Source organism: Streptomyces sp. NBC_00386, assembly GCF_036063235.1.
Classification (GTDB): Bacteria; Actinomycetota; Actinomycetes; order Streptomycetales; family Streptomycetaceae; genus Streptomyces.
On record NZ_CP107950.1, the window covers coordinates 3,174,530 to 3,200,914 of the forward strand.

The 26,385-nt window shown below is 71.1% G+C and carries 21 protein-coding genes; 10 read left to right on the top strand and 11 right to left on the bottom strand.

The features are described from left to right. Positions 1-23: 23 nt before the first annotated feature. Complete coding sequence (locus OG780_RS13715; RefSeq protein ID WP_328448016.1) at positions 24-1,886, bottom strand: MFS transporter; 1,863 nt, start codon at positions 1,884-1,886, stop codon at positions 24-26. Positions 1,887-2,063: 177 nt separating this feature from the next. Between OG780_RS13715 and OG780_RS13720 the strand changes: the two genes are divergently transcribed. Further along, on the top strand, positions 2,064-2,681 hold the full coding sequence (locus OG780_RS13720; RefSeq protein ID WP_326790790.1) for a TetR/AcrR family transcriptional regulator: 618 nt from the start codon (positions 2,064-2,066) through the stop codon (positions 2,679-2,681). Between the two features lie 153 nt (positions 2,682-2,834). On the opposite strand, the gene OG780_RS13725 is transcribed toward OG780_RS13720, so the two are convergent. Then, positions 2,835-4,247 (bottom strand): cation:dicarboxylate symporter family transporter, encoded by a 1,413-nt coding sequence (locus OG780_RS13725; RefSeq protein WP_328448018.1) that lies wholly within the window; start codon positions 4,245-4,247, stop codon positions 2,835-2,837. Positions 4,248-4,476: 229 nt separating this feature from the next. On the opposite strand from OG780_RS13725, the gene OG780_RS13730 reads away from it, so the two are divergent. The 3 genes from OG780_RS13730 to OG780_RS13740 all read left to right on the top strand — a co-directional run bounded on the left by OG780_RS13730 (position 4,477) and on the right by OG780_RS13740 (position 7,864). Next, a complete protein-coding gene (locus tag OG780_RS13730; protein ID WP_328448020.1) occupies positions 4,477-6,279 on the top strand; it encodes a sensor histidine kinase in 1,803 nt (600 codons plus the stop codon). After that, a complete protein-coding gene (locus OG780_RS13735) occupies positions 6,276-6,953 on the top strand; it encodes a response regulator (RefSeq protein ID WP_328448022.1) in 678 nt (225 codons plus the stop codon). Before OG780_RS13730 ends, OG780_RS13735 begins: the two co-directional genes overlap by 4 nt. A gap of 197 nt (positions 6,954-7,150) precedes the next feature. Continuing rightward, the gene (locus OG780_RS13740; protein ID WP_443062315.1) at positions 7,151-7,864 is read left to right on the top strand and encodes a helix-turn-helix domain-containing protein; all 714 of its coding nucleotides are present in this window, start codon (positions 7,151-7,153) and stop codon (positions 7,862-7,864) included. Positions 7,865-8,041: 177 nt separating this feature from the next. Here OG780_RS13740 and OG780_RS13745 read toward each other — a convergent pair whose 3' ends face one another. Further along, entirely contained in the window at positions 8,042-9,067 is a 1,026-nt protein-coding gene (locus tag OG780_RS13745) for an ATP-dependent 6-phosphofructokinase (protein ID WP_328448024.1), read from the bottom strand. Between the two features lie 250 nt (positions 9,068-9,317). Between OG780_RS13745 and pta the strand changes: the two genes are divergently transcribed. The 3 genes from pta to pyk all read left to right on the top strand — a co-directional run bounded on the left by pta (position 9,318) and on the right by pyk (position 14,194). Then, a complete protein-coding gene (pta, locus tag OG780_RS13750; RefSeq protein WP_328448026.1) occupies positions 9,318-11,408 on the top strand; it encodes a phosphate acetyltransferase in 2,091 nt (696 codons plus the stop codon). A 56-nt stretch (positions 11,409-11,464) separates the two neighbouring features. Further along, positions 11,465-12,667 carry an acetate kinase gene (locus OG780_RS13755; protein WP_443062316.1) on the top strand — a complete coding sequence of 401 codons (1,203 nt, stop codon included), beginning with the start codon at positions 11,465-11,467 and terminating at the stop codon, positions 12,665-12,667. 96 nt (positions 12,668-12,763) lie between these two features. After that, positions 12,764-14,194: a pyruvate kinase gene (pyk, locus tag OG780_RS13760; protein ID WP_328448030.1), complete on the top strand. Its 1,431-nt coding sequence runs from the start codon at positions 12,764-12,766 to the stop codon at positions 14,192-14,194. Between the two features lie 91 nt (positions 14,195-14,285). Here pyk and OG780_RS13765 read toward each other — a convergent pair whose 3' ends face one another. From OG780_RS13765 to OG780_RS13780, 4 genes are all read right to left on the bottom strand, one after another. Further along, entirely contained in the window at positions 14,286-15,587 is a 1,302-nt protein-coding gene (locus OG780_RS13765; RefSeq protein ID WP_328448032.1) for a hypothetical protein, read from the bottom strand. Beyond that, complete coding sequence (locus tag OG780_RS13770) at positions 15,577-16,152, bottom strand: DUF6114 domain-containing protein (RefSeq protein WP_328448034.1); 576 nt, start codon at positions 16,150-16,152, stop codon at positions 15,577-15,579. Before OG780_RS13770 ends, OG780_RS13765 begins: the two co-directional genes overlap by 11 nt. A 121-nt stretch (positions 16,153-16,273) precedes the next feature. After that, positions 16,274-16,909, bottom strand: a complete 636-nt coding sequence (locus OG780_RS13775; RefSeq protein WP_328448036.1) for a DUF6230 family protein — start codon at positions 16,907-16,909, stop codon at positions 16,274-16,276. 620 nt (positions 16,910-17,529) lie between these two features. Beyond that, entirely contained in the window at positions 17,530-18,504 is a 975-nt protein-coding gene (locus OG780_RS13780; protein ID WP_328448038.1) for a tetratricopeptide repeat protein, read from the bottom strand. 245 nt (positions 18,505-18,749) lie between these two features. On the opposite strand from OG780_RS13780, the gene OG780_RS13785 reads away from it, so the two are divergent. Next, positions 18,750-19,412: a TetR/AcrR family transcriptional regulator gene (locus OG780_RS13785; protein WP_328448040.1), complete on the top strand. Its 663-nt coding sequence runs from the start codon at positions 18,750-18,752 to the stop codon at positions 19,410-19,412. Between the two features lie 405 nt (positions 19,413-19,817). On the opposite strand, the gene OG780_RS13790 is transcribed toward OG780_RS13785, so the two are convergent. From OG780_RS13790 to OG780_RS13805, 4 genes are all read right to left on the bottom strand, one after another. Then, positions 19,818-21,518, bottom strand: a complete 1,701-nt coding sequence (locus tag OG780_RS13790; RefSeq protein WP_328448042.1) for an acyl-CoA mutase large subunit family protein — start codon at positions 21,516-21,518, stop codon at positions 19,818-19,820. A gap of 75 nt (positions 21,519-21,593) precedes the next feature. Beyond that, the gene (locus OG780_RS13795; protein WP_328448044.1) at positions 21,594-21,932 is read right to left on the bottom strand and encodes a DUF3817 domain-containing protein; all 339 of its coding nucleotides are present in this window, start codon (positions 21,930-21,932) and stop codon (positions 21,594-21,596) included. Positions 21,933-22,043: 111 nt separating this feature from the next. Then, on the bottom strand, positions 22,044-22,553 hold the full coding sequence (locus tag OG780_RS13800) for a MarR family winged helix-turn-helix transcriptional regulator (RefSeq protein WP_328448046.1): 510 nt from the start codon (positions 22,551-22,553) through the stop codon (positions 22,044-22,046). Positions 22,554-22,752: 199 nt separating this feature from the next. Beyond that, the gene (locus OG780_RS13805) at positions 22,753-24,210 is read right to left on the bottom strand and encodes an MFS transporter (protein ID WP_328448048.1); all 1,458 of its coding nucleotides are present in this window, start codon (positions 24,208-24,210) and stop codon (positions 22,753-22,755) included. 73 nt (positions 24,211-24,283) lie between these two features. Between OG780_RS13805 and OG780_RS13810 the strand changes: the two genes are divergently transcribed. Then, positions 24,284-25,267, top strand: coding sequence for an ArsR/SmtB family transcription factor (locus OG780_RS13810; protein WP_328448050.1), 984 nt, complete (start codon positions 24,284-24,286; stop codon positions 25,265-25,267). Between the two features lie 108 nt (positions 25,268-25,375). Beyond that, a complete protein-coding gene (locus OG780_RS13815; RefSeq protein WP_328448052.1) occupies positions 25,376-26,374 on the top strand; it encodes a glycoside hydrolase family 6 protein in 999 nt (332 codons plus the stop codon). Positions 26,375-26,385 lie beyond the last annotated feature (11 nt).

Genomic DNA, 26,385 nt, shown 5'->3' on the forward strand with positions numbered 1-26,385 from the left:
GGCACGGCACGGTCATGCATGTTCTACGAGACGGCGGCCCGGGGGGTCACGGTTCCGTCCGGAGCACCACTCGCCCCCTCGGCCCCACCGCCACCCGCCGAGTCGCCCTCTTTCCCGGCCTCGGCCTCGGCGTCGATATCGGCCTCGGCTTCGACCTCGACCTCGGTTTCGGGCTGGGCTTCGGCTTCGGCTTCGGCTTCGGGCTGAGCCTCGGCCTCGGTTGCGGCTACGGCTGTGGCTGCGAGCGGAGCCTCCGCCTCACCCTCCGTGCGGGCCTTGCGCGGGAGCAGTACCGCCACCAGCACCGTGCCCACGCCCAGGATCACCGCTCCGACGAGGCTGGTGTGCGCCACCGCGTCCGAGAAGGACGAGCTGACGGCGTCCGCCATCTGCCGGGCGCCGTCGGCGAGTTGCCCGGCCTGAGCCTTCAACTGGGCCGCCTGCTCCGCGTTCGCGGACTGCGCGGCCTGCTCGCCGAGCGCGCGGGCCTTGTCGCCGATGCCCTGGGCCACGGCGTACCCCGCGCCCACCGAGTCCTGCGCCGTGGTCAGGGCGCCCGCCGGGAGCTTGCTGCCCGCGGTCGCGTCGGCGAGGTGCGAGGAGTACGAACTGGCCAGCACCGAGCCGAGGATGGCGATACCGAGCGAGCCGCCGAGCTCCAGCGAGGTGTCGTTGACCGCGCCGCCGACGCCCAGTTCGGCCTCGGGGAACGCACCCATGATGGCGTCCGTGCAGGGCGAGAGCGCCAGCCCGATGGCGAGGCCGAGCATGACGAGGGGCAGCACGAGGTCGCCGTACGCCGAGGAGGCGTCCACCTGGGTGAGCAGGGCCAGCGCCACGGTGCCGCCGACCATGCCCGCGGTGACCGTGAACTTCATGCCGATGCGCGGAGTGAGGTATCCGGTGAGCGCCGAGCCCACGAAGACGGCGCCGGCGAGCGGCAGCATCCGCACGCCGGTGTCCAGGGCGTCGTAGCCGAGGACGAACTGAAGGTGCTGGGTGAGGTAGTAGAAGGCGCCGAAGACGGCCAGGAAGAAGAGGGCGACGGCGAGGTTCGAGCCGGCGAAGCGACGGTTGGCGAAGCGTCGTACGTCGACGACCGGGCGCGGGTGGCGCAGCTCCCACAGCACGAAGAGGACCAGTCCGGCCCCCGCGACCACGGCGGCGGTCACGGCCTTGACGCCCCACCCGAAGTGCGGACCCTCGATGATCATGTAGACGAGCGAGCCGATCCAGACGACCGAGAGCAGCCCGCCGACGTAGTCGATGCGGTTGTGGTGCGCGGCCCTGGACGGCGGTACGAGGACGAGGGCGCCGATGATGGCGAGGGCGGCGACCGGCACGTTGATCAGGAACGTGGACGACCAGCCGTGGTTCTCCAGCAGGGCGCCGGCGACCAGCGGACCGGCCGCGATGGCGAGTCCGGCGGTGGCGGTCCACAGGACGATCGCCTTGGCCCGCTCGGCGCGCGGGAAGGTCGCGGCGAGCAGGGAGAGCGTGGCGGGCATGATCAGCGCGGCGCCGACGCCCATGACGGCACGGGCCGCGATGACCCCGGTGGAACTGCCGACGAGCGAACCGGCGATCGCGCCGCCGCCGAAGACGACGAGCCCGAGAACGAGCGCGCCACGGCGGCTGTACTTGTCCCCGATGGCGCCGAGCAGCAGCATCAGGGCGGCGTACGGGACGGTGTAGCCGTCGATGACCCATTGCAGGTCGGCACTGGACAGCCCGAGGTCCCGGGTCATGTCGGGTGCCGCGACCGTGAGGGCGGTGTTCGCCATCACGATGATCAGCAGGCTCAGGCAGAGCACCAGCAGCGCCCACCACCGCCTGGCGTAGGGCCGGTCCATCCCCTCGACCGGTTCGTTCATGACGAGACGCATGGCTACGGTCGCCCTTCCTTCGTCGACGGGCACGGAGATCGTCCGCGCCAGAACTTGCACAGTGGAGTGCAACTGCACAACTATGTGCAAGATACGAGATTGCACAGCGCTGTGCAAATGGAGGAGGTCGAGGCCGTGATCACAGAACAGGCGGCCGCCCGGCGACGGGCGGGCAGAATGGCAGCCATGACCACGGGTAACCCGAGCCGCGCCGATGTGAACCGCCGCCGCATCCTGGACGTCGCGCTCGCCGAACTGCTGCGTGACCCCGACGCGTCCATGGACCAGATCGCGCGGGCGGCGGGGGTCGTACGGCGCACGGTCTACGGGCATTTCCCCAGCCGCGAGGCGCTGGTCGGCACCCTGACCGACGAGGCCGTGGCGGCGGTCGCGGCGGCGCACGCGGCGGGCCGCGAAGGGGTCGCGGACCCGGCCGAATCGCTGGCCCGCTCGACCCTGGCCGTCTGGGAGATCGCCGACCGCTACCGACTGCTGGTCGCCCTCGCCCAGCGCAGCGTCACCATGCAGGGAATCCGTGAACGTCTGACGCCGGTCCGCGAGGCCTGCGCGGAGATTCTCCGGCGCGGCCTGGAGCAGGGCGTGTTCGCCTCGCCGCTGCCTCCGTACGCGCTGGCGTACGTGCACGAGCAGACCCTGTTCGCCCTCATGGAGGCGGTGAACGACGGTCTCCTGGCAGCGGAGGAGGCGGGCGGCTCCGCCACGGTCACCATGCTGACCGCGGCGGGCGTACCCGCCTCACGCGCCACCGAACTGGTGGCGAAACTGAGCGGCTGAGTCCCCGGAGGCGGTCAGGGACCTCCGGGGACCAGGCCGTTCCCAGCCGTGCACCGGGCGGCCGGGCCCGTGGGGGGTGCCCTGCCGCCCGGCATCCCGGGGCCCGTCGGACGGGGAGTGCCGGACAGGCCCCGGGAGTTCCTGGCACGCGCCCTACGCCGTGGCCGGCTCCTTCTCTCCGCCCTGCTCCGGCACGTCCGCGTGGACGTCGGCGGAGGCGTCGGCGTCGTCCAGCAGGGTCTTCTCGTCGAAGGGAAGCTGTCCGGCGAGGACCCGGGACACCCGCTCCTTGTCGATCTCCTTCGTCCAGGTTCCGATCAGGACCGTGGCCACGGCGTTGCCGGCGAAGTTCGTCAGCGCGCGTGCCTCGCTCATGAAACGGTCGATGCCGACGATGAGGCCGACGCCGTCCACCAGGGCGGGCTTGTGCGACTGGAGACCGCCGGCCAGCGTGGCCAGGCCCGCCCCGCTGACGCCGGCCGCGCCCTTGGACGCGACCAGGAGGAAGAGCAGGAGCGGGATCTGTTCCCCGATCGACATGGGCGTGCCCATCGCGTCGGCGATGTAGAGCGAGGCCATGGTCATGTAGATCATCGTGCCGTCGAGGTTGAAGGAGTAGCCGGTCGGGACGGTGATGCCGACGACCGGCTTGCCGACGCCCAGGTGCTCCATCTTCGCGATGAGCCGCGGCAGGGCGGACTCGGAGGAGGAGGTGGACAGGATCAGCAGGAACTCACGGCCCAGGTACTTGAAGAACGTGAGGATGTTCAGGCCCGTCACCACCCGCAGCAGCGTGCCGAGCACGATGAAGACGAACAGGAAACAGGTGACGTAGAAGCCGAGCATCAGCACGGCGAGACTCTTGAGCGCGTCCAGGCCCGCGGAACCGGTGACGGCGGCGATGGCGCCGAAGGCACCGAGCGGGGCGGCCCACATGACCATGGCGAGGATCCGGAAGACGAGCCGCTGGATGTGCTCCACCCCGCGCAGGACCGGCTGCCCGGCCGCTCCCATGGCCTGGAGGGCGAACCCGGTCAGGAGCGCGACGAGCAGGGTCTGCAGGACCTGGCCCTCGGTGAACGCCGAGACCATCGTGGTCGGGATGATCGAGAGCACGAAGTCGACCGGCGGCAGCGCCTCCGCCGACACCTGGCCCTGGCCGGCCTCCTTGACCGCGTCGGTCATCGCCAGGCTGCTGCCCGGCTCCAGGATGTTGCCGACGACCAGACCGATGGCCAGCGCGACCAGCGACATGACCAGGAAGTAGCCGAGCGCGATACCGCCGACGGCGCCGACCTTGGCGGCCTTGCGGACCGAGCCGATGCCCAGCACGATCGTGCAGAAGATGATCGGGGAGATCATCATCTTGATCAGGTTCACGAAGCCCGTACCGATGGGCTTGAGTTCGACGGCGAAGTCGGGGGCGATCAGCCCCACCGCGATCCCGAGGGCCACGGCGCCGATCACGGCGATGTACAGATAGTGCGTGCGGTCCCGCTTGGCGGCGGGTGCGGCAGGTGCCGTTTGCGGCGTACTGGCCACGGCTGCCCTCCTTGACGACGTCATCGGCATCATCCGGCGTGCGGCTCACGTCCGGCGGACCCGGCGTGCGGCTCACGTCCGGGGATCCGGAAGGCTTCGCTCCCGGACTGAGGGGACTATCTCCCGGCGTGTGAGGGCGGTCACCCTTCCGTTCATTGAGTTCACAGGCCCCACCGGAACCACCCGGCCGAGTCCGTACGCCGAGTCCGTACGGCCGGAGGCGCACCCGGTCGGGCGAGGCACACTGAACGGCATGCGTCTTCCCCGTGTCCCGCGACCGCGCAGCCTGGCCGGCCAGCTCTTCGGCATGCAGGCCGTGCTCATCGCGGTCCTCGTCGCCGGATACGCGCTGTTCACCTACGTCGGCGACCGCAGCCAGGCCGAGGAGGCCGCGGGCCGTCAGGCGATGGCGGTCGCACGCTCGGTCGCGGACTCCCCGTCCGTCCACGCGGCCATCGGCACGGCGAACCCCACCGCGGAGCTCCAGCCGTACTCCCTGCGCGTGCAGCGGGACACCCGCGTCGACTTCGTGACCATCATGGATCCGCGCGGCATCCGCTGGACGCACCCCGAGGAGAAGCAGATAGGCAAGCACTTCCTCGGGACGATCGGCCCCGCGCTGAGGGGCGACTCCTTCACCGAGACGTACACCGGCAACCTCGGCCCCTCCGTGCGCGCCGTCACCCCGATCCGGGTCGACGGCCGGACCATCGGCCTGGTCAGCGCCGGCATCAAGGTCGAGGCGATCACCAGACGCGTCCAGAACCAGATCACGCCCCTGATCGGGGTCGCGACCGGCGCGTTGCTGCTGGGCGCCGTCGGCGCGTACGTCATCAACGCCCGGCTGCGACGCTCCACCCACGGCATGAACGCGGCCGAGCTGAGCCGGATGCACGACTACCACCAGGCCGCGCTGCACGCCGTACGCGAGGGGCTGCTGATGCTGGACGGGCAGTTCCGGGTGGCACTGATGAACGACGGCGGACGGGAGCTGCTCGGCACCACGAACGACGTGGTCGGCCGTTCGGTGGCCGAACTCGGGCTGCCCGCGCCGCTGACGGGCGCGCTGCTGTCGGCGGAGCCCCGCGTGGACGAGGTCCATCTGACGGACACGCGGGTGCTGGTCGTGAACACCTCCCCGGTGTCCGGCGGCGAACGCCGCGGCACGGTGGTCACCCTGCGCGACGTGACCGAACTCCAGTCGCTGACGGGAGAACTGGACTCGGAACGCGGCTTCACCCAGGCGCTGCGCTCGCAGGCGCACGAGGCGGCGAACCGTCTGCACACGGTGGTCTCCCTCATCGAACTGGGCCGCGCCGAGGAGGCCGTCGACTTCGCCACCGCCGAACTGGAGCTGGCGCAGGCGCTCACCGACGAGGTGATCTCCGCGGTCAGCGAACCGGTCCTCGCCGCACTGCTGCTGGGCAAGGCGGCACAGGCGAACGAGCGCGGAGTGGAGCTCGTGGTCTCCGAGGACAGTGGCATCGACGACGGACTGCTCCCGGCCTCGCTCACCCCGCGCGACCTGGTCACCGTGCTCGGCAACCTGATCGACAACGCGATGGACGCGGCGCAGGGGACGGCGGGCGCCCGCGTCACGGTGACGGCGTTCACCGAGGAGTCGGCACTGGTGCTGCGGGTCGCCGACACCGGCACCGGGGTGGACCCCGCCCACGCCGAGCAGGTCTTCCGGCGCGGCTGGTCCACGAAACCGGCGGGCCCCGGCGGCCGTGGTCTCGGCCTGGCCCTGGCCCGCCAGACGGTGAGCCGGCACGCGGGCACGCTGAACGTGTGCGAAGGAACGGACGGCGGAGCGGAGTTCGAGGTACGCCTGCCGCTCCCCACCACACCCGCCGCCCCGGCCCCGACCCAAACCCAGCCCCCGGACGACACCCCGACCCTCGACCCCCACCCGGCCCGGGCCCCGGGCACCGGCCCCGCCTCGGACCGGGACCCCGACCCCGGCCCCGGCTCGGACCCGCAGGCGTGCCCCGCCCAGCGCACGCGGTCCGGCGCGCTGTCGTCCGAGACCGTTCCGCCCGGAGGTGGCGCATGAGCGATCCGATCCGCGTGCTCGTCGTCGAGGACGATCCGGTGGCCGCCGACGCGCACGTCATGTACGTCGGCCGGGTGCCCGGCTTCACGGCGGTGGGCAAGGTCCACACAGGTGCGCAGGCGCGCCGCGCGCTGGACCGTACGCCCGTGGACCTGCTGCTGCTCGACCTGCATCTGCCGGACACCCACGGCCTTCAGCTCGCACGCTCGCTGCGCGCCGCCGGCCATCGCGCCGACGTCATCGCGGTGACCTCCGCGCGGGACCTGGCGGTCGTACGGGAGGGGGTGTCGCTCGGCGTCGTCCAGTACGTGCTGAAGCCGTTCACCTTCGCCACCCTGCGCGACCGGCTGATCCGGTACGCGGAGTTCCGCGCGGCGGCCGGCGAGGCGAGCGGCCAGGCCGAGGTGGACCGCGCGCTGGCCGTCCTGCGGGTTCCCGGCCCGGCCGCGCTGCCCAAGGGCCTGAGCGCGCCGACCCTGGAACGCGTGAGCGTCACCCTCAGGGACCACGCGGAGGGCCTGACGGCGGCCAAGGCCGCCGAGGCCGTCGGCATCTCCCGGATCACGGCCCGGCGCTATCTGGAACACCTGGTGGAGGGGGGCCGGGCGGCACGCGCCCCGCAGTACGGGACGGTCGGACGGCCGGAGCTCCAGTACCGCTGGATCAAGGGCTGACCGTCGGGCCGGTTCCCAGCGGACGGATCCGGCGCGGGCACCCTCGGCGGAGGGCCCGGTCGCCCCCCGCCGGCTTTCGGGGCGGAACGCCCCCGACGGCACGGCGAATTCAGGGCCGCGGCCGAAACCGTATGTTCCTACAATCTGTGATTGTGGCCGAACAGACCGTAGTCACCGCTGCCCCCGGCCCATACCTTGTGCGCGTGCACCGACCGCAAGCCCAACAGCCCACCCCGCCCTTCAACGCCCCGGCCGCCCGAAGACTGCGGGCAGCACTCGGAATGGGGCCCGAGCACGTCGCGTACGGCCTGAGAGCCTCGTACGGGCTGCCGTACGCCACACCCGATCTGGTCATCGCCTGGGAGCGCGGCATCGCCGCGCCGAGCAGTCCCGAACTCACGGCTCTCGCGGGCGTGTTGTGGTGTTCCGCAAGTGAACTCATAGGCGCGCCGCGTACGTTGCGCGAACACCGCGTCGCCCGTGATCTCGCCCCGGAGGACGTGGCACACGCCGTCGGGATCGAACTCCTCGCCTACGAACGGATGGAGGAGTCCGGCACCTGGCGCGGAAACGAGCGGCAGTCGACCGCGTTGGCCAAGGCACTCGACCTCTCGCTGCCCGACTTCATCACGGTGACGGGCCGCGACGGCCGGCTCGCCGACCTGCTGCGCAGCGCCGTGACGACGCGGTGGCAGGCCTCTGTGCGCCCGGTCGCGAAGGTGGTGCCGCTGGAGCGCGACGTCCTGGAGGTCGTGCTCCAGGAGCTGCACACCGACTACCAGGGGCGGATGACCGCCACACTGAACTGGGGCGGCGGTCCGGCCGCCACCGGCTCCGGCGAGTCCGGCCAGGACTTCCTCGACCGGATCGTCGACCATTTCTGGACAGCTGTCCGCGCGAGCGCGTACTGACATCCCGGACCCATGGGGGGACCACGGCCCCGGGCGGAAGCCGCAGACGGGGCCGTGGTCCGACACCCGGCCGGGCGCCGGACCGACCTTCCACATCCGGGTCCCCAGGCCTGGAAGTCCGGGTCCCGAGACCCTGGAAGTCCAGGTCCAGGGAGCCGGAAGTCCGCGTCCCGGGGCCTAGAAGACCGACTCCGCCTCGTCCATCCGGTCCTTCGGCACGGTCTTCAGTTCGGTGGTCGCGTCAGCGAGCGGCACCATCTCGATGTCCGTACCGCGCAGCGCGGTCATCCTGCCGAAGTCGCCGCGGTGCGCGGCCTCGACGGCGTGCCAGCCGAAACGGGTGGCGAGGACGCGGTCGTACGCGGTCGGCGAGCCGCCGCGCTGGACGTGGCCGAGGATGACCGGCTTGGCCTCCTTGCCGAGGCGGCGCTCCAGCTCGTACGCGAGGGCCGTGCCGATGCCCTGGAAGCGCTCGTGGCCGAACTGGTCGATCTCGCCGTGGCCGTAGTCCATGGTGCCCTCGGCGGGGTGGGCGCCCTCGGCGACACAGATGACGGCGAACCGCTTGCCGCGCGCGAAGCGCTCCTCGACCATCGCGACCAGGTCGGCCGGGTCGAAGGCGCGCTCGGGCAGGCAGATGCCGTGGGCGCCGGCCGCCATGCCGGACTCCAGGGCGATCCAGCCCGCGTGCCGACCCATGACCTCGACGACCATCACACGCTGGTGGGACTCGGCCGTCGTCTTCAGACGGTCCATGGCCTCCGTGGCGACGCCGACGGCGGTGTCGAAGCCGAAGGTGCGGTCCGTCGCGGAGATGTCGTTGTCGATGGTCTTCGGCACGCCGACCACGGGCAGACCCGCGTCCGACAGCATCCGGGCCGCCGTGAGCGTGCCCTCGCCGCCGATCGGGATGAGCGCGTCGATACCGAACTCGCGGGCCATGTCCTGGGCGTTGTCGCAGGCCTCGCGGAGCCGGTCGCGCTGGAGCCGGGAGGAGCCGAGGATGGTTCCGCCGCGGGCGAGGATGCCGCTGACGGCGTTCAGGTCGAGGTTGCGGTAATGGCTGTCGAGGAGCCCGGCGTAGCCGTCCTCGAAGCCGATGACCTCGTCCCCGAAGTTGGTGACCGCTCGGTGCACGACCGACCGGATCACTGCGTTCAGGCCAGGGCAGTCGCCGCCTGCGGTGAGAACTCCGATGCGCATCGTGCTGTGTCTCCTGCTCCCTGCTGATTCGTGTGAGCCGGTTCGATTGTTTCACGGCCCGGGGTGACCCGCCGATTCCGTCCGCCGCCACCCGCGCGACCCGGAGGCCGCCCACGGCTGACCGGCACGTTTCTCCTGGCGGGCGTCCTAGCCAGCGCCAGAGGTATTGTCAAGAGGGTTCTGCTCACGTTGGTGGGCCCTTTTTCCGAGCCCAGACACGGCCTGGCGACGAAACGGATGGAGAGCACGCGTGACGCGCAGCGTGTACGTGACCGGGATCGACCGGGGTGACGGCCGTCAGGTCGTCGAACTGGGAGTCATGGAACTGCTGACCCGCCAGGTCGACCGGGTGGGGGTGTTCCGTCCGCTCGTGCACGACGGTCCGGACCGGCTCTTCGAGCTGCTGCGGGCCCGCTACCGGCTCGCGCAGGACCCGGCGACGGTCTACGGCATGGACTACCACGAGGCGTCCGCGCTCCAGGCCGAGCAGGGCACCGACGAGCTGGTGTCCACGCTCGTCGACCGGTTCCACCTGGTCGCCCGCGACTACGACGTCGTCCTCGTCCTCGGCACCGACTTCGCCGGCACCCAGGTGCCCGACGAGCTGGCGCTCAACGCCCGTCTGGCCAACGAGTTCGCCGCGTCCGTGATCCCGGTCGTCGGCGGCCGGGGCCAGAGCGCCGAGTCGGTGCGCGCCGAGACCCGCAACGCCTACCGCGCGTACGACGGGCTCGGGTGCGACGTCCTCGCCATGGTGGTGAACCGGGTGGCCCCCGAGGACCGCACGGCGATCGTGGAACGGCTCGACTCCCGGCTCCCGGTGCCCTGTTACGTCCTTCCGGACGAACCCGCGCTCTCCGCCCCCACGGTCGCGCAGATCACCCACGCGCTCGGCGGCACGGTGCTCCTCGGCGACGACGCGGGGCTCGCCCGTGACGCGCTCGGCTTCATCTTCGGCGGAGCGATGCTGCCGAACTTCCTCAAGGCGCTGACCCCGGGATGCCTCGTGGTCACGCCGGGGGACCGGGCCGACCTGGTGATCGGCACGCTGGCCGCGCACAGCGCCGGCACCCCGCCCATAGCCGGCATCCTGCTCACCCTGGACGAGCGGCCCGGCAGCGAGATCCTCACGCTCGCGGCCCGCCTCGCGCCCGGCACCCCGGTCGTGTCGGTGGCCGGCAACTCCTTCCCCACCGCGGAGGCGCTCTTCGCCATGGAGGGCAAACTGAACGCGGCCACGCCCCGCAAGGCGGAAACCGCGCTCGGCCTGTTCGAGCGGCATGTGGACACCGCCGACCTGCTGAAGCGGGTCTCCGCGCCCAGCAGCGACCGGCTCACCCCGATGATGTTCGAGCACCAGCTCCTGGAGCAGGCCCGCTCCGACCGGCGTCGCGTCGTGCTGCCCGAGGGCACCGAGGAGCGCGTCCTGCACGCCACCGAGGTGCTGCTGCGCCGGGGTGTCTGCGATCTGACCCTGCTCGGCCCGGTCGACCAGATCCGCAAGAAGGCCGCCGATCTCGGCATCGACATCAGCGCCACCCAGATCGTCGACCCGCAGACGTCACCGCTGCGGGACTCGTTCGCCGAGAAGTACGCCGAACTGCGCGCCCACAAGGGGGTCACGGTCGAGCTGGCCTACGACGTCGTCGCCGACGTGAACTACTTCGGCACGCTCATGGTGCAGGAGGGCCTCGCCGACGGGATGGTGTCGGGGGCCGTGCACTCGACGGCGGCGACGATCCGGCCCGCGTTCGAGATCATCAAGACCAGGCCGGAGTCGCGGATCGTCTCGTCCGTCTTCTTCATGTGCCTGGCCGACAAGGTCCTGGTCTACGGCGACTGCGCGGTGAACCCCGACCCGAACGCCGAGCAGCTCTGCGACATCGCCATCTCCTCGGCCGCCACCGCGCGGCAGTTCGGTGTCGAGCCGCGGATCGCGATGCTGTCGTACTCCACGGGCACCTCGGGTTCGGGCGCCGACGTCGACAAGGTGCGCGAGGCGACCGAGCTGGTGCGCGCGCGCCGGGGCGACCTGCGGATCGAGGGGCCGATCCAGTACGACGCCGCCGTCGAGCCGTCGGTCGCGGCGACCAAGCTGCCGGGCTCGAAGGTCGCCGGACAGGCGTCCGTGCTGATCTTCCCCGACCTCAACACCGGCAACAACACCTACAAGGCCGTGCAGCGTTCGGCCGGCGCGATCGCCGTCGGCCCGGTGCTCCAGGGTCTGCGCAAGCCCGTCAACGACCTGTCCCGCGGCGCGCTCGTCCAGGACATCGTCAACACGGTCGCCATCACGGCGATCCAGTCCCAGACCCCCGACCAGAAGGCTGCCCGTCCGTGAGCGCCCACCCGTCCCCCTCGGCCGCCGCGCCGGAGGAGCCCGCCGCCTCGCCGGCCGTGCGGGTCCTCGTCCTCAACTCCGGCTCGTCGTCGGTGAAGTACCAGTTGCTCGACATGCGCGACGGCACCCGGCTGGCCGTCGGCCTGGTGGAGCGCATCGGCGAGGGAACCTCCCTGCTGCGGCACACCACGCGAACGACGGGCGAGACCCGCGAGAGGGCCGACACGTTCGCCGACCACGATGCCGCACTGAAGGCGATGGCGGAGGAACTGGCGGTGGACGGACTCGGCCTGGACTCCCCCGAACTGGCCGCCATCGGACACCGGGTGGTGCACGGCGGACAGGCGTTCACCGAACCGACGGTCATCGACGACGCGGTGCTCGCCGAGATCGAGCGGCTGATCCCGGTCGCTCCGCTGCACAACCCGGCGAACCTCACCGGCATCCGCACCGCGATGGCACTGCGCCCGGACCTCCCCCAGGTCGCCGTCTTCGACACCGCGTTCCACACGACGATGCCGGAGGCGGCCGCGCGCTACGCGATCGACGTGGCGACCGCCGACGAGCACCGCATCCGCCGGTACGGCTTCCACGGCACCTCGCACGCCTACGTCTCCCGGACGACCGCCGAACTGCTCGGCAAGGCGCCCGAGGAGGTCAACGTCATCGTGCTGCACCTGGGCAACGGGGCCTCGGCGTCCGCGGTCAGGGGCGGGCGGTGCGTGGATACCTCGATGGGGCTCACCCCTCTGGAGGGGCTGGTGATGGGAACGCGGTCCGGCGACGTGGACCCGGCCGTCATCTTCCATTTGGAGCGCGTTGGCGGCATGTCCACGGACGAGATCGACACTCTTCTCAACAAGAAGAGCGGTCTGATCGGTCTGTGCGGCGACAACGACATGCGGGAGATCCGCCGCCGTGTCGACGAGGGGGACGAACAGGCCCGGCTCGCCTTCGACATCTACATCCACCGGCTGAAGAAATACATCGGCGCCTACTACGCGGTCCTCGGCCGGGTGGACGCCGTCGCCTTCACCGCCGGAGTGGGTGAGAACGCCGCCCCGGTGCGCGAGGCCGCGATCAGAGGACTGGAGGAACTGGGGCTCGCGGTCGACGGCGAACTGAACGCCGTGCGCGGTGAGGAGCCCCGGCTCATCTCCCCGCCGTACGCGCGCGTCGCGGTCGCCGTCGTGCCGACGGACGAGGAACTGGAAATCGCCACACAGACGTACGCGCTGGTCGGAAAGGGCGATGCCTGAGCGGGCCGGAAAGCCACGCCTGAGCACCCGCCCGCCCATTTGTATCTTCCGCCAGACGGAATATTCCGATGCGAAACAAACCGATAGGATCGCCCCATGCGCCGTTCGAAAATCGTCTGTACTCTCGGCCCCGCGGTCGACTCCCACGAGAAGCTGGTCGAGCTGATCCAGGCCGGAATGAATGTGGCCCGTTTCAACTTCAGCCACGGATCCCACGCCGAGCACCAGGGCCGGTACGACCGTGTCCGGGCCGCCTCGGCCGAGACCGGTGTCGCCATCGGCGTGCTCGCCGACCTGCAGGGTCCGAAGATCCGCCTGGAGACCTTCGCCGAAGGCCCCGTCGAGCTGGAGCGTGGCGACGAGTTCGTCATCACGGCCGAGGACGTGCCGGGTGACAAGCACATCTGCGGCACGACCTACAAGGGCCTGCCCGGCGACGTCTCCCACGGCGACCAGATCCTCATCAACGACGGCAACGTGGAGCTGCGCGTCGTCGAGATCGACGGCCCCCGGGTCAAGACGGTCGTCATCGAGGGCGGCGTGATCTCCGACCACAAGGGCATCAACCTGCCCGGCGCGGCCGTGAACGTGCCCGCGCTGTCGGAGAAGGACATCGAGGACCTGCGCTTCGCCCTGCGGATGGGCTGCGACATGGTCGCCCTGTCCTTCGTGCGCGACGCCAACGACGTGAACGACGTCCACAAGGTGATGGACGAGGAGGGCCGCCGCGTCCCCGTCATCGCCAAGGTGGAGAAGCCGCAGGCGGTCGACAACATGGAGGGCGTCGTCGCGGCGTTCGACGCCGTCATGGTGGCCCGTGGCGACCTGGCCGTCGAGTACCCGCTGGAGCGGGTCCCGATGGTGCAGAAGCGCCTCGTGGAGCTGTGCCGCCGCAACGCCAAGCCGGTGATCGTGGCGACCCAGATGATGGAGTCGATGATCACCAACTCCCGTCCGACGCGCGCCGAGGCCTCCGACGTGGCCAACGCGATCCTGGACGGCGCGGACGCGGTCATGCTGTCGGCCGAGTCCAGCGTGGGCGCGTACCCGGTCGAGACCGTGAAGACGATGTCGAAGATCGTCACCGCGGCGGAGGAGGAGCTCCTCTCCAAGGGCCTGCAGCCGCTGGTCCCGGGCAAGAAGCCGCGCACGCAGGGTGGTTCGGTCGCCCGCGCCGCCTGCGAGATCGCCGACTTCCTCGGCGGCAAGGGCCTGGTGGCCTTCACCAAGTCCGGTGACACCGCCCGCCGGCTCTCGCGCTACCGCGCGGCCCAGCCGATCCTGGCCTTCACCACGGACGAGGGCACCCGCAACCAGCTCACGCTGAGCTGGGGCGTCGAGTCTCACGTCGTGCCGTTCGTGAACAGCACCGACGAGATGGTCGAGCTGGTCGACCGCGAGCTGCAGAAGCTCAAGCGGTTCAACGAGGGCGACGTCGTCGTGATGACCGCCGGTTCGCCCCCCGGCGTCCCCGGCACCACCAACATGGTCCGGGTTCACCACCTGGGCGAGGCCGACCGCGCCTGATCCCCGCCCGCCGTACGCCGCTGAGGGCGCCCCCTGCGAACAGGGGGCGCCCTCAGCGTTTTGTGCGGCTCCCGGACGGGCTCTGGACGACTCAGCCGGTCGTGTACTGGTGGAGTCCGGGGACGTGCAGGGTGCCGCCGAACTGGCCGGCCTGAACGACCTTCACCTTGGTGAAGTAGATCAGCGGGATGTTCAGCGGCGGAGGGTTGTCCGGGTCGAACGTGACCGGGATGAGCCCGAGCAGGTTCCCGGAGATGCTCTCCGTGTACATGATCGTCTTGCCGTCACGGATGGTGGACGTCGAACCCGAGGCGGCCTGCACGTGGTAGGTCTTGCCCGACTGCTTGTCGTTCACGGTCTGGTGCAGATCGCCGATGTCGGTGCCGTCGGATATGACGTACTTCAGCACCTTCTTGACGGTGCCGTCGGCGGTCCTCACCTTGACTATGCCCTGGTAGTCGGCGCCCTTGAGCAGCAGCGAACTGGCGTTGAGGTACCAGGGATCGGTCGGCAGGGCGACCTGGTTGTCCACGCCGCCCTCGTCGTCGGTGGCGACGGGGCAGTCCGCGGCGTCCGTGGTGGCGCTCGCGGAGGGGCTGGGCGTCGCGGTGGCCTCGGCGGCCTTGTCCTCGACCGTCCCGGTGGTGTCCGACGCGGCCTTCGACGCCGTGTCGGTGACCTTGTCGGTGGTGTCCTCGACCGTCTCGGTGACCTTGTCGGTCGTGTCCTTGACGGTGTCCGCGGCGCCCTTGCCGTCCGACGTGTCCGAGCCGGAGGTCGCGCTCGCGCTCGCCGAGGCGGACGGCGCCGGAGTGGAGCTCGCCGTCTCGTCGGGCGTGAGGATGTCCTTGATGGCGTCGCCGACGCCCAGCGGGTCGAGAGGGTTCTTGCTGCTCTCGGTCGCCGAGGGGGCCGGTGTGGAGGCGGCGCTGTCCGCCGCCTTCTCCTGCGTGCTCGCGGAGGCCGACGGGGACGCGGTGGGCTCGGCCTTGTCGTCGGAACCTGAATCCGACGAAGAGGTCGTGTCCTTGTCCGTCGAGTCCGACGACGCGGAGGGGCTCGGCGTGGCCTGGTCCGAGGACGCGCTCGCGCTCGCCGAGGCGGAGGGCGACGCCGTGTCCGACGCCTCCTCACCGGTGACGGCCTCGACGCACGCCTGGTACTCCTCGGCCGTGAGGCTCTTGGAGGTGGAGTGGTCGTCGGCCTGGGCGAGCGTCGGGGTGAACCCCATGCCCATGAGCACCGCCGTCGGCATCGCCGCTATGGCTATCACCTTGCCGGCGGGCATCTGGAACCTGGTGAACAGCGGCTTCCTCGGGGCCGCGTGGCGCGGCCCGGTTCTCACACGGGACTCCTCCACATCGGTCCCATGGGTCACCTCGTCAGCCGGCACTGTGCCTCCCGTTCGCCCCGTTGGTCGGGCTCGTTCCTGACAGATCGTTCGGGTCGCCCGCACCGTGCTCCGCCTCGTGCCCGATGGGCTCGGCCGCAGAACCGTCCGGCGTGTCCTGCTTGGCGAGGGAGCCCGACGCGACGTAGCCCTCCTCGGGCTCTCCGGGAACCCAGGAGACCGCCATGGCGCCGCCGAGCAGGGCGAACAGGAAGCCGATCAGGAAGCCGCCCAGGTTGGCCACCGGGATGGACACCAGGGCGAGGAGGATCGCGGCGACACCCGCGAACGTCCGTACGTGCTTCTGGAACCAGAGGCTGATCCCGAGCACGACGAGGAGTACGCCGATGATCAGGGACCCGGCACCGGCGGTGGTGGACATCGCCAGTGTCAGATGGCCGAGGTGAAGGTGCGCGTACGGGAAGTAGGCGATGGGGAAACCGCCGAAAACGATGTACAGACCCGCCCAGAACGGGCGATCGCCCCTCCAGTTACGGAAGTTCCGCCGGAACACCTGAAGGTAGTGCTCATCGTGCTGGCCGGGCGCGGCAGGGGTCTCGGCGCTCATGGAAACAGCTCCCTGGAACGGCATTGCTATGAGAAGTACGCGTTGAGTGCTCCGCGTACGACGGGCGGAGCGGCGGGGCGGGCGAAGCGGCCTGAGCCTCCTCGCCCACCCCTGGGGGTGCTCAGTAGCACTCGTGGGTGCCCGCGGACACCGACATCTTCAGACCGCTGAGCTTGAACGTGCCGGCGGTGGTCGCCCACGCCGTCTGCTTCACATCGGTCAGCACGGCCTTCTCGGCCTGCTGGGCGAACCCGTAGGGGTTGGCCTGCTCGCCGCCGCCCTTCATGCCCGGACCCTTGCTGGCGTCCTTGGCGGCAACACCGATGTCGATGTTCGTGAACGTCGCGTCGGCGCCGAGGTCCTCGACATCGATGTAGAGGTTGTCGGCGTGAACCGGCGTGCTGCCGCCACCGGCCTTCAGCACGAGGCTGACGGAACCGAGCACCGGAATGTTCGGGGTGACGACGGACTGGCACATGCTCGTGATGTCGGCGCTCTTGAACGCCGACACCGCGACGGGGTGCAGCGCAGCCTTGCCGTCGAGGCCCGTGCCCTGGTCCAGGGCCCCGTACTGCGAGAAGCCCGTTCCCTCAAGCTTGTCCGCGGTCACCTTGAAGGACTGACCGGAGACACTGAACGATGCGGCGAGGGCACCCTGCGCGAGGGCGACACCTATCGCTGCCGTGGCTGCCACGCTGGGCACCATGACGACGGCGAACCGCTTCCATCTGGTCCCGCCACGCACCTGGGACATCATATTTTCCTCCTTCTCGGACGTACATCTCCTGGCCCTGACTGCCACGTTGCGGCGGCTCAGCCGGGCAGGGATGGGAGAAGTGCTACGTCCTCGGGAAGGAGAGCGCCTGTACCCGGAGGTGCTATTGCACCCGAATCACCGGCGATCACCCCCGAGCGACAACCACTGGTCGCGCCTGAACACATCACGCACAACCTGCTGGACAGGCTCTGCCGAACGGCAAAGACCCCCCTGCCCAAGAACCGACCGCACTGGCTGTCGGCCCTACTCGGTGGGGACCCAGAAAGTCCGCCGACCCGATTGGCTGTCGGGGTGCGGGAATGGACCGAGCGTCGCCGATCGTGGTGCATTCTCGCCGTGGGCACAAGGGGGTTCGTTACTGGCTAGTAACGGCGGGATAACCGAAGAACGACCCGTCGGTATCGGGTGGCGACTCAGGGTGGTTCCACCCGGGGTGACACAGCGGTCAAATTCCGGACGGAATCAGACAGTTCAGCGCTCGCGACTTACTACGAGTAACAGTGGCCGCGTTTACCAAGTTTTGGTAAAGCGCGGCCACATGCGTCCCTGTCGGCCAATCTTTCACCCGGGCATCACAAGCCCTGGCGTTTACGGACTGGTCAGAACAGCGCCCTGGCAAGGGCCCTGCGCGCGGCCACCACACGGGGGTCGTCGGCACCGACGACCTCGAAGAGCTCCAACAGCCGCACGCGTACGGCGTCCCGGTCGTCGCCCGCCGTGACGCGCACGGTGTCGATGAGCCGCCCGAAGGCGTCCTCCACATGGCCGCCGACGAGGTCCAGGTCGGCCCCCGCGATCTGCGCCGCCACGTCACCGGGCTTCTCGGCGGCGTCCCGGCGCACCCGCTGCGGGTCGAGACTCTGCACCCGCTGGAGCAACTCGGCCTGGGCCAGGCCCAGTTTGGCCTCCGTGTTGCCCGGGTCGTCGGCCAGCACGTTCTTGTACGCCTGGACGGCACCGCCGAAGTCGCCCGCGTCCAGCGCCTGTACGGCGGCCTCCAGCAGAGCGTCGTACGGTCCGGCCGGCACCTCCCGTACCGCGGGGGACTCGCCCGGCCCGGCGTCGGCGTCGACCGTCAGGCCGGTCAGGCCGAAGCGCTGCTCGGCCACCTGGACGAGCTGGTCGAGGGTCCCGCGGATCTGCGCCTCGGCGGCGGCCCCCTGGAAGAGCGGCAGGGCCTGTCCGGCCACCACCGCGAAAACGGCCGGGATCCCCTGGACCCCGAACTGCTGCATCAGCATCTGATTGGCGTCGACGTCGATCTTGGCGAGCACGAAGCGCCCGTTGTACTCGACGGCCAGCCGCTCCAGGAGCGGGCTCAGCTGCTTGCAGGGCTCGCACCACTCGGCCCAGAAGTCGATGACGACGGGCACCTCGGTGGAGCGCTGCAGGACATCCTGCTCGAATCCGGCCTCGTCGACGTCGATGACGAGGCTCGCGGGAGTCACGGCCCCGCCTCCGCCCTGCCTGGCGGTTTCGGCTCGCGCCTGCTCCGCCTTCGACTTGGCCTCCTGGGCCGCCTTCACCGCGGCGAGGTCGACGACTCCGCTCATGGACATGTTCCGTGGCTGCATGAGTACATCCTCCCCCTTCCTCGCGCACGTGTGAAAAGCGTCGTGAAAGCCAGGCTGTGTCAGGCCTGTTCGGCGCCGGGTCCCCACCTGGCGCCTGTGCGGTTGTCGCCGCGGTCGAGCTTTCGCTACGAGTCGTAGCGTAACTGCACCGGGACATGCCCGCGTACCGTCTTCCGGTGATCTCCCTCACGGCTTCACACAACCGCCGGATATCGACGGTGATGCGGCCGGATATGGTCACTGACATGCAATGTCGCTCCCAGGCCGCCCGGACGGGCCGCCCCCGCAGCGCCGCCGCCGACGCCGCGATCCTGGAGGCGACTCGCACGGCGCTGGTCGAACTCGGCTGGTCCAAACTGACGTTGGGGTACGTGGCGACCCTCGCCGGAGTCGCCAAGACGACCCTCTACCGGCGCTGGGCGGGCAAGAACGAACTGGTCGTCGACGCGGTGGCCGAGCTCTTCGACGAGCTGGAGCTCCCCGACCGGGGCAGTCTGGCCGCCGATATCGAGGGCGTGGTGCTCCAGTTCGCGGCGATCCTGGACCGCCCGGAGGCGAAGACGGCGCTGATGGCCGTGGTCGCGGAGTCCACCCGTGACGAGCCGCTGCGCGAGCGCATCCGCACGTCCATCGTCGACCGGCAGAAGCGCCTGGTCATGGAGGGCCGCGCCCGCGCCCAGGAGCGCGGCGAACTCCCCCCGGAGCCGGACCCGGCCGCCGCCGACCGCACCGCCGCCCTGATCTTCGACGTGGTCGCCGGGGCAGTCGTCCATCGCACCCTGGTCAGCGCGGAACCCGCGGACGAGGAATGGGTGCGCTCGTTCACCCGGGTCCTGCTCTTCGGCCTGACCGGAGCGGCAGCCGACGACCCGGCGTCTCCCTCGACGGAGGGCCCGGCCGGGGTCTGACAGGGCCGGCGGGAACGTCGTGGGTCGGGGCCGCGCCGGTGCATCAGCCCGTCGCTGTCGGACGAGGCGTGACCGTCGGTGGCGACGGGCATCGATGTACCGGCACGTCCCCTCGCACCGGATGCCGACTGCGGGTGCATCGTGGTGGCCGCGCCACATTTCAGCCCGGTCGCGGCAAGTTTCAGCCCCGGCCAGGGAAATCCAGCCCCTCCGGCGATTGAGGAGCGGGGGTCCGGGGGTCCGGGGGTCCGGGGCGGAGCCCCCCGGGTACGGGACGGGTAGGGGCGGGCGGGGGCGAAAATGGCACCTGGCGCCGGGCAGGCCTCGGTGGCGGAGCGAGGGCCCGGAGCCCCGGGCCCGGCCCGGATGCCGGGCAGGCAGGGGCGCCGGGCTGCCCGGGGCCGTTCAGAAGCCCGCCGGCTCCGTGTACACGCCCCACTCGTCGCGCAGGACACCGCAGATCTCGCCCAGCGTCGCCTCGGCGCGGACCGCCTCCAGCATGGGGGCGATCATGTTGGAACCGTCGCGCGCGGCGGCGAGCATGGCGTCCAGCGCACCGCGCACCGCCGCCTCGTCACGGTCTCCCTTGCGCGAGGCCAGCACCCGCACCTGCTCACGCTCCACCTCGTGGCTGACCCGGAGGATCTCCAGGTCGCCGGTCACCGACCCGTGGTGGACGTTGACGCCGACGACCCGCTTGTCGCCCTTCTCGACCGAGCGCTGGTACTGGAACGCCGACTCGGCGATCTCGCCGGTGAACCAGCCGTCCTCGATCCCGCGCAGGATGCCGGAGGTGATGGGACCGATGGGGTGCTTCCCGTCCGGGTGCGCCCGCAGTCCGCGCTCCTTGATCTGCTCGAAGATCTTCTCCGCGTCGGCCTCGATCCGGTCGGTGAGCTGCTCGACGTACCAGGAACCGCCCAGCGGGTCGGCGACGTTGGCGACGCCGGTCTCCTCCATGAGCACCTGCTGCGTCCGCAGCGCGATCTCCGCGGCCTGCTCGGAGGGCAGGGCGAGGGTCTCGTCCAGCGCGTTGGTGTGCAGCGAGTTCGTGCCGCCGAGGACCGCCGCGAGCGCCTCCACGGCCGTGCGCACGACGTTGTTGTACGGCTGCTGGGCCGTCAGCGAGACGCCGGCGGTCTGCGTGTGGAAGCGCAGCCACTGCGCCTTCTCGGAGGTGGCGCCGTACACGTCCCGCATCCAGCGGGCCCAGATCCGGCGGGCCGCGCGGAACTTGGCGATCTCCTCGAAGAAGTCGACGTGCGCGTCGAAGAAGAACGAGAGGCCGGGGGCGAAGACGTTCACGTCGAGCCCGCGGGACAGGCCCAGTTCCACATAGCCGAAGCCGTCCGCCAGCGTGTAGGCGAGCTCCTGCGCGGCCGTGGAGCCGGCCTCCCGGATGTGGTACCCGGAGACGGACAGCGGCTTGTACGCGGGGATCTTCTCGGCGCAGTGCTCCATCAGGTCGCCGATGAGGCGCAGGTGCGGCTCGGGCTGGAAGAGCCACTCCTTCTGCGCGATGTACTCCTTGAAGATGTCGGTCTGGAGCGTGCCGTTCAGCACGGCGGGGTCGATGCCCTGGCGCTCGGCGGCGACCAGGTACATGCAGAAGACCGGCACGGCGGGACCGCTGATCGTCATCGACGTGGTGACGTCACCGAGCGGGATGTCCTGGAAGAGGACCTCCATGTCGGCCGCCGAGTCGATCGCGACACCGCAGTGCCCGACCTCGCCGAGCGCACGGGCGTCGTCCGAGTCGCGGCCCATCAGCGTGGGCATGTCGAAGGCCACGGAGAGGCCGCCGCCGCCGTTGGCGAGGATCTTCTTGTAGCGCTCGTTGGTCTGCTCGGCGTTGCCGAACCCGGCGAACTGCCGGATGGTCCACGTACGCCCCCGGTAGCCGGTCGCGTACAGCCCGCGCGTGAAGGGGTACTCCCCGGGCCAGCCGATCTGCTCGAAGCCCTCGTAGTTGTCCCCGGGCCGGGGACCGTACACCGGCTCCACGGAATCACCCGAGAGCGTGGTGAAGTCGGCCTCGCGCTTGCGCGAAGCGTCGTAACGGGCCTGCCAGCGTCGGCGGCCTTCCTCGATGGCGTGAGCGTCCATACCCTCGAATTTACTAGGACGTCCTAGTAAATGTCGATGGCAAACCGCCGTGCGATGCCGCACGGCGGTCGTGGGTCAGACCTTGGCGACCGCGGGAACACCCTCCGCGACCTTGGATTCCAGCTCGCGGCTGATGCTGCGCTCCACGAAGAAGGCGGCCGTCGGAATCGTGCCCGCCAGCAGCACCCAGAGCTGCTTGCCGACCGGCCACTTCGCCTTGGAGCCCAGGTCGAAGGCGAAAATCAGGTAGACGACGTACAGCCAGCCGTGCGCGATGGCGACGACACGGGTGAAGTCCGCGGCTCCGTCCAGGCCCATGCCGTACTTGGCGATCATGCTGAGGCACAGCAGAACCAGCAGGACGCCGGTGACGTAGGCCATGACGCGGTAGCGGGTCAACACGCTCTTCTTCATGGCACGAGGGTAGCCACCCTTTTCGGCCGATCTTCACGCGCCCCCACGCCACGCCGCCCGGGCTCCCAGGACACGCCCGTCACCGCGCCCCGCCCCCCGGCTCGCCGGTGCTCAGACCTCGTCGAAGTCGTGCGCGGCGACCCGCAGGGGCCGCAGCATGGCGAAGATCTCCGCGCACTCCTCGGCGTCGTAGACCCCGAGACCGAAGTCCATCGCCATCAGATCGCGGGTGGCCGCGTCGCAGACCTCACGGCCCTTGTCCGTGATGGAGGCGAGGGTGCCCCGGCCGTCGTTCGGGTTCGGCCGCTTGTCGACGAGCCCGGACCGCACCAGCCGGTCCACCGTGTTCGTGACGGACGTCGGGTGCACCATGAGCCGCTCGCCGATCTTGGACATCGGCAGCTCGCCCGCCTTGGAGAACGTGAGGAGCACCAGCGCCTCGTAGCGCGCGAAGGTCAGTCCGTACGGCTTGACGACCGCGTCCACCTCGGCGAGCAGGATCTGGTGCGCGCGCATGATCGAGGTGATCGCGGACATGGACGGCACGGCGCCCCAGCGCTCGCGCCAGTGTTCGTCGGCACGGGCGATGGGATCGAAGGCAAGACTGAGCGGCTTCGGCACGCCAACGACCTTACCGGCCGGTCACATCGTGGTCAGCCCCGTCTCGCTTTTCGGTATCCGCCCCCGCGGAAACGGGCTCCGGGACGGTCCCGGGCCCCCGCGACGACAGGGTCCGGGAGGTGGGTCCGGGAGGTGGGTCCGGGGCCGGTTCGACCGGCGGTTCCACGCGCCTAGGGGTCCCCTCCGCTCCCCGTTCCGTTCACCGCTCCCCGTCGTCCCAGTCGTCGTCCTGTCCGACGTCGTGTCCGTTCTCCTCGCCCGGTTCCGTGCCGTGTCCGGCACGCCGGGCCGCCACCGCCAGGGCCACACAGACCACGGTCCCGAGGACGCCCGCGCCCACGACCGTCGCCCTCACCCCGGCGAACTCCGCCACCGCGCCCGACAGGGCCATCCCCACGCCCTGAACGGTCATCAGCCCGGCCGTGTTCAACGTCATGGCCCGCCCGAGCAGTTCGTCCGGCACCGCCCGCACGAACCACTGGTCCAGGCCGAGGGTGTACGCCGATCCGGCGCCCGCGAGCACCAGCAGGACCAGCGTCCAGCCGAGTCCGGGCCGCAGCGCGTACGCGGCGTAGGGCAGCAAGGTGACGCAGACCAGCGGGAGCGTGATCCGGCCCCGGGTCACCGGCCGCAGCCGCGAACCCGCGAACAGCTCCCCCGCGATCGTGCCGACGGGCAGCGCGCACATCAGCAGGCCGAGCCCGGCCGTACCGGCCCCGAGCCCCTCGGCGTACGGCGCCGCCAGCGCCTCCGGCGCGACGACGAACATCGGCGGGAGCCAGAACAGCAGGAGCAGCACGAGGATCCGCCGGTCGGCCAGCACCCGACGGGCCCCGCGCAGGGAGTCGCGCACGAGCGGCTGCCCCCGGTGCGCCCGCGCGGGCCGCCGCCGGGTGCCGAAGCGCAGCAGCGCCGCGGAGGCGAGGAAGGTGCAGACCGTGACGAGGAGCGCGTGGCGCGGGGAGACGACGGTGAGCAGCAGGCCGCCCGTCCCGAAACCGGCGAGCAGCGCGCTCTGCGACAGGATCCGCAGCAGGGACCGGCCGAGCACGAACAGTTCCCCGTCGCCGAGGACGTCCGAGAGGGTCGCCGTCCGCGTCCCCTGGAACACCGGTGCGACCAGGGCGAGCGCGGCCCGCATCACGAGCAGCACCGCGACGGGCGCGCCCGGCAGCACCATCACGGCCACGCAGCCCGCGCACACCAGATCGCACACCACCAGGACCCGGCGGGCCGGGAAACGGTCCGCGACGCCCGCGAGCAGGGTCCCGCCGATCAGGTAGGGCAGAAAGCCGAGCGCGAACGTCAGGGCGCTCAGCAGCGGGGAGCCCGTCAGACCGTAGACGAGGACGGAGAGCGCGATCTCGCTGACGACGAGCCCGAGCAGCGAGAACGCGTGCGCCGCGAAGACGGCACGGAACTCGGGCACGGCGAACACGGGACCGTACCCGGTCCGCGCGGGGACGGCCTCCGGGTCACTCTCCGCTGGGGGCGTCACCGGCCCGACGGCGCCCTCCGAGGCGGGCCCGGCGGACTTCTCCGCGGCATCCTCCGTCGGCGTGGTCGGTTTCCCCGTGGCGGGCAGCACGGTGTTTCCCTTGGCGGCCCGCCCTGCGGTGGGCACCGTCGTCGCGCCCTTCGTCTCTGCTTCCGGCATGGGCGACAGCGTGCCCGGCCGCGCTCCGGCCCCGTAGAGTTTCGGTGTCAGACGAATATTGTGGGGTCGTTTCATGCCGTCGCTGCTGCACTTCGGGGAGGACGACCTCCTCAACTGCCGGTTCGCGGTGTCGCCGCTGTGGGAGACGCAGGAGGCGGTACGCACGCTCAACCGGCCCGCGCGGCACGGCTACCACGCACACTGGCTGCGCCGTATGCGCGCGGCGGCCGCCGGACTCGACCTCACCCCGCTGTGGCTGCTGATGCCGCAGCGCGGCTACTCCCCCGACTGGCTCGGCCCGCCACCACTGGGCCCCGCGGCGAGCTTCGAGGAGGAGATCGCCGCGGTCCGCACAGCCGACCCGGACGTGGCCCGCGAGGAGAGCGCGCGTTCACTCGCCGACACTCCCGGCGCCCTGGCCTCGGCGCGTGGCCGGGCCCTGCTGGCCGACCCGGCCCGCATGGTGCGCGAACTGACCGGCCTGCTGGAACAGGCCTGGCACACCCTCGTCGAACCGGACTGGCCACGGCTGCGCGCCCTGCTGGAGGCCGACGTCGCCTTCCACTCGCGGCGGCTCGCCGAGGTCGGCCTCGGCGGACTCCTCCCGGAGATCGACCGGCGGTTCGGCTGGCGCTCCCACACCCTGACCGTCGAGGTCGCGGGCCGGCACGAACGGCACTTGGCCGGGCAGGGCCTGGTCCTCATGCCGAGCGTGTTCTCGTGGCCGGACGTGATCAGCGGCTTCGAACCGCCCTGGCAGCCGACACTCGTCTATCCGGCGCGCGGCATCGGCGGCCTGTGGGCCGAGCCGACGGACCGCACCCCCGACGTACTCGTGCGGCTCCTCGGGCGCGGCCGGGCCGCCGTGCTCACCGCCCTCGACGAACCGGCCGGCACGACGGCCCTCGCGCACCGGCTGCGCCTGGCGCCGTCGTCGGTCTCCGCGCATCTCACCGCCCTGCGCGACGCGGGATTGCTCGTCTCGCGCCGGTACGGGCACCAGGTGCTCTACGAGCGGACGCCACTCGGGATCGCGCTGGTGTCGGGCGGCGGCTGACCGCGGGGCGCCCCACCGCGCCATGCCGCTCCCCCGCGTAAATGCCGCCGCAATGCCCTCTTGTGCCACGATTGGTGACCGGTTGTCACCCTCGTACAAGGGAGCAGCATGCCCCGGCTGATCCGCGCCCTCGCGGCGCTCGCGGTGCTCGGGCTCACGGCGGGCTGCGCGCCCTCGCCCGGGACGGGCCGGGCCCCGGTCGCCGGTGGCGCCTCGAAGCAGGCGGGTCCCGCCGCCCGCTCGCCCTTCTGGGTCGACCCTCGGGGCCCGGCGGCCCGGCAGATCGAGCTGTGGCGCCGGCAGGGCCGGGCCGGGGACGCCGCGCTGCTGAAACGGATCGCGGACGAGCCCGTCGCCCTGTGGCCGGCCGGTGAGCTCGACCCGGGTCCGGCGGTCCGGTCGGCGACCGTGTCCGCGGCCCGCGAGGGGCGGACGGCGCTCTTCGTGGCGTACGACATCCCGCACCGGGACTGCGGCCAGCACTCGGCGGGCGGGGCGGCGGACGCGGACGCCTACCGGCGGTGGATCGGCAGGTTCGCCGACGCCCTCGGCGACGGCCGGGCCCTGGTGATCCTGGAACCGGACGCGGTCGCCCACATCGTGGACGGCTGTACGCCGGGCGAGTACCACGACGAGCGCGAACGGCTGCTGAGCGAGGCGATCGTCCGGCTGAAGCGCCAGCCGCGCACCACGGTGTACCTGGACGCCGGAAACCCCTCCTGGATCCCCGACCCGGAGAAGCTGGTCGGGCCCCTGGAACGCGCGGGCGTCGCGCACGCCGACGGGTTCTCGCTCAACGTCGCCAACTTCCAGACGGACACGGTCAGCAAGGAGTACGGCGTCCGCCTCTCCGGCAGACTCGGCGGCAAGCACTTCGTCGTCGACACCAGCCGCAACGGCAACGGCCCGCTGGAGGGGGTCTGGTGCAACCCGCCGGGCCGGGCGCTGGGCACCCCGCCGACCACGGCCACCGGCGAACCCGCCCTCGACGCCTACCTGTGGATCAAACGGCCCGGCGAGTCGGACGGAGAGTGCGGGGGCGGACCGGCGGCCGGCCGGTGGTGGCCGGAGTACGCCCTGGAGCTGACGCGCGATCCCACCGGCTGACGGTCGCCCAC

What these genes read in the sequence shown, in the direction of transcription:
- OG780_RS13775 (WP_328448036.1), bottom strand. Translation starts at nt 16,909, where the DNA reads ATGATGTCCCAGGTGCGTGGCGGGACCAGATGGAAGCGGTTCGCCGTC.
- OG780_RS13720 (WP_326790790.1), top strand. Translation starts at nt 2,064, where the DNA reads ATGGCAGCCATGACCACGGGTAACCCGAGCCGCGCCGATGTGAACCGC.
- pyk (WP_328448030.1), top strand. Translation starts at nt 12,764, where the DNA reads ATGCGCCGTTCGAAAATCGTCTGTACTCTCGGCCCCGCGGTCGACTCC.
- OG780_RS13805 (WP_328448048.1), bottom strand. Translation starts at nt 24,210, where the DNA reads ATGCCGGAAGCAGAGACGAAGGGCGCGACGACGGTGCCCACCGCAGGG.
- OG780_RS13770 (WP_328448034.1), bottom strand. Translation starts at nt 16,152, where the DNA reads ATGAGCGCCGAGACCCCTGCCGCGCCCGGCCAGCACGATGAGCACTAC.
- OG780_RS13815 (WP_328448052.1), top strand. Translation starts at nt 25,376, where the DNA reads ATGCCCCGGCTGATCCGCGCCCTCGCGGCGCTCGCGGTGCTCGGGCTC.
- OG780_RS13790 (WP_328448042.1), bottom strand. Translation starts at nt 21,518, where the DNA reads ATGGACGCTCACGCCATCGAGGAAGGCCGCCGACGCTGGCAGGCCCGT.
- OG780_RS13785 (WP_328448040.1), top strand. Translation starts at nt 18,750, where the DNA reads ATGCAATGTCGCTCCCAGGCCGCCCGGACGGGCCGCCCCCGCAGCGCC.
- OG780_RS13725 (WP_328448018.1), bottom strand. Translation starts at nt 4,247, where the DNA reads ATGACGTCGTCAAGGAGGGCAGCCGTGGCCAGTACGCCGCAAACGGCA.
- OG780_RS13745 (WP_328448024.1), bottom strand. Translation starts at nt 9,067, where the DNA reads ATGCGCATCGGAGTTCTCACCGCAGGCGGCGACTGCCCTGGCCTGAAC.
- OG780_RS13780 (WP_328448038.1), bottom strand. Translation starts at nt 18,504, where the DNA reads ATGCAGCCACGGAACATGTCCATGAGCGGAGTCGTCGACCTCGCCGCG.
- OG780_RS13730 (WP_328448020.1), top strand. Translation starts at nt 4,477, where the DNA reads ATGCGTCTTCCCCGTGTCCCGCGACCGCGCAGCCTGGCCGGCCAGCTC.
- OG780_RS13795 (WP_328448044.1), bottom strand. Translation starts at nt 21,932, where the DNA reads ATGAAGAAGAGCGTGTTGACCCGCTACCGCGTCATGGCCTACGTCACC.
- OG780_RS13810 (WP_328448050.1), top strand. Translation starts at nt 24,284, where the DNA reads ATGCCGTCGCTGCTGCACTTCGGGGAGGACGACCTCCTCAACTGCCGG.
- OG780_RS13715 (WP_328448016.1), bottom strand. Translation starts at nt 1,886, where the DNA reads ATGCGTCTCGTCATGAACGAACCGGTCGAGGGGATGGACCGGCCCTAC.
- OG780_RS13735 (WP_328448022.1), top strand. Translation starts at nt 6,276, where the DNA reads ATGAGCGATCCGATCCGCGTGCTCGTCGTCGAGGACGATCCGGTGGCC.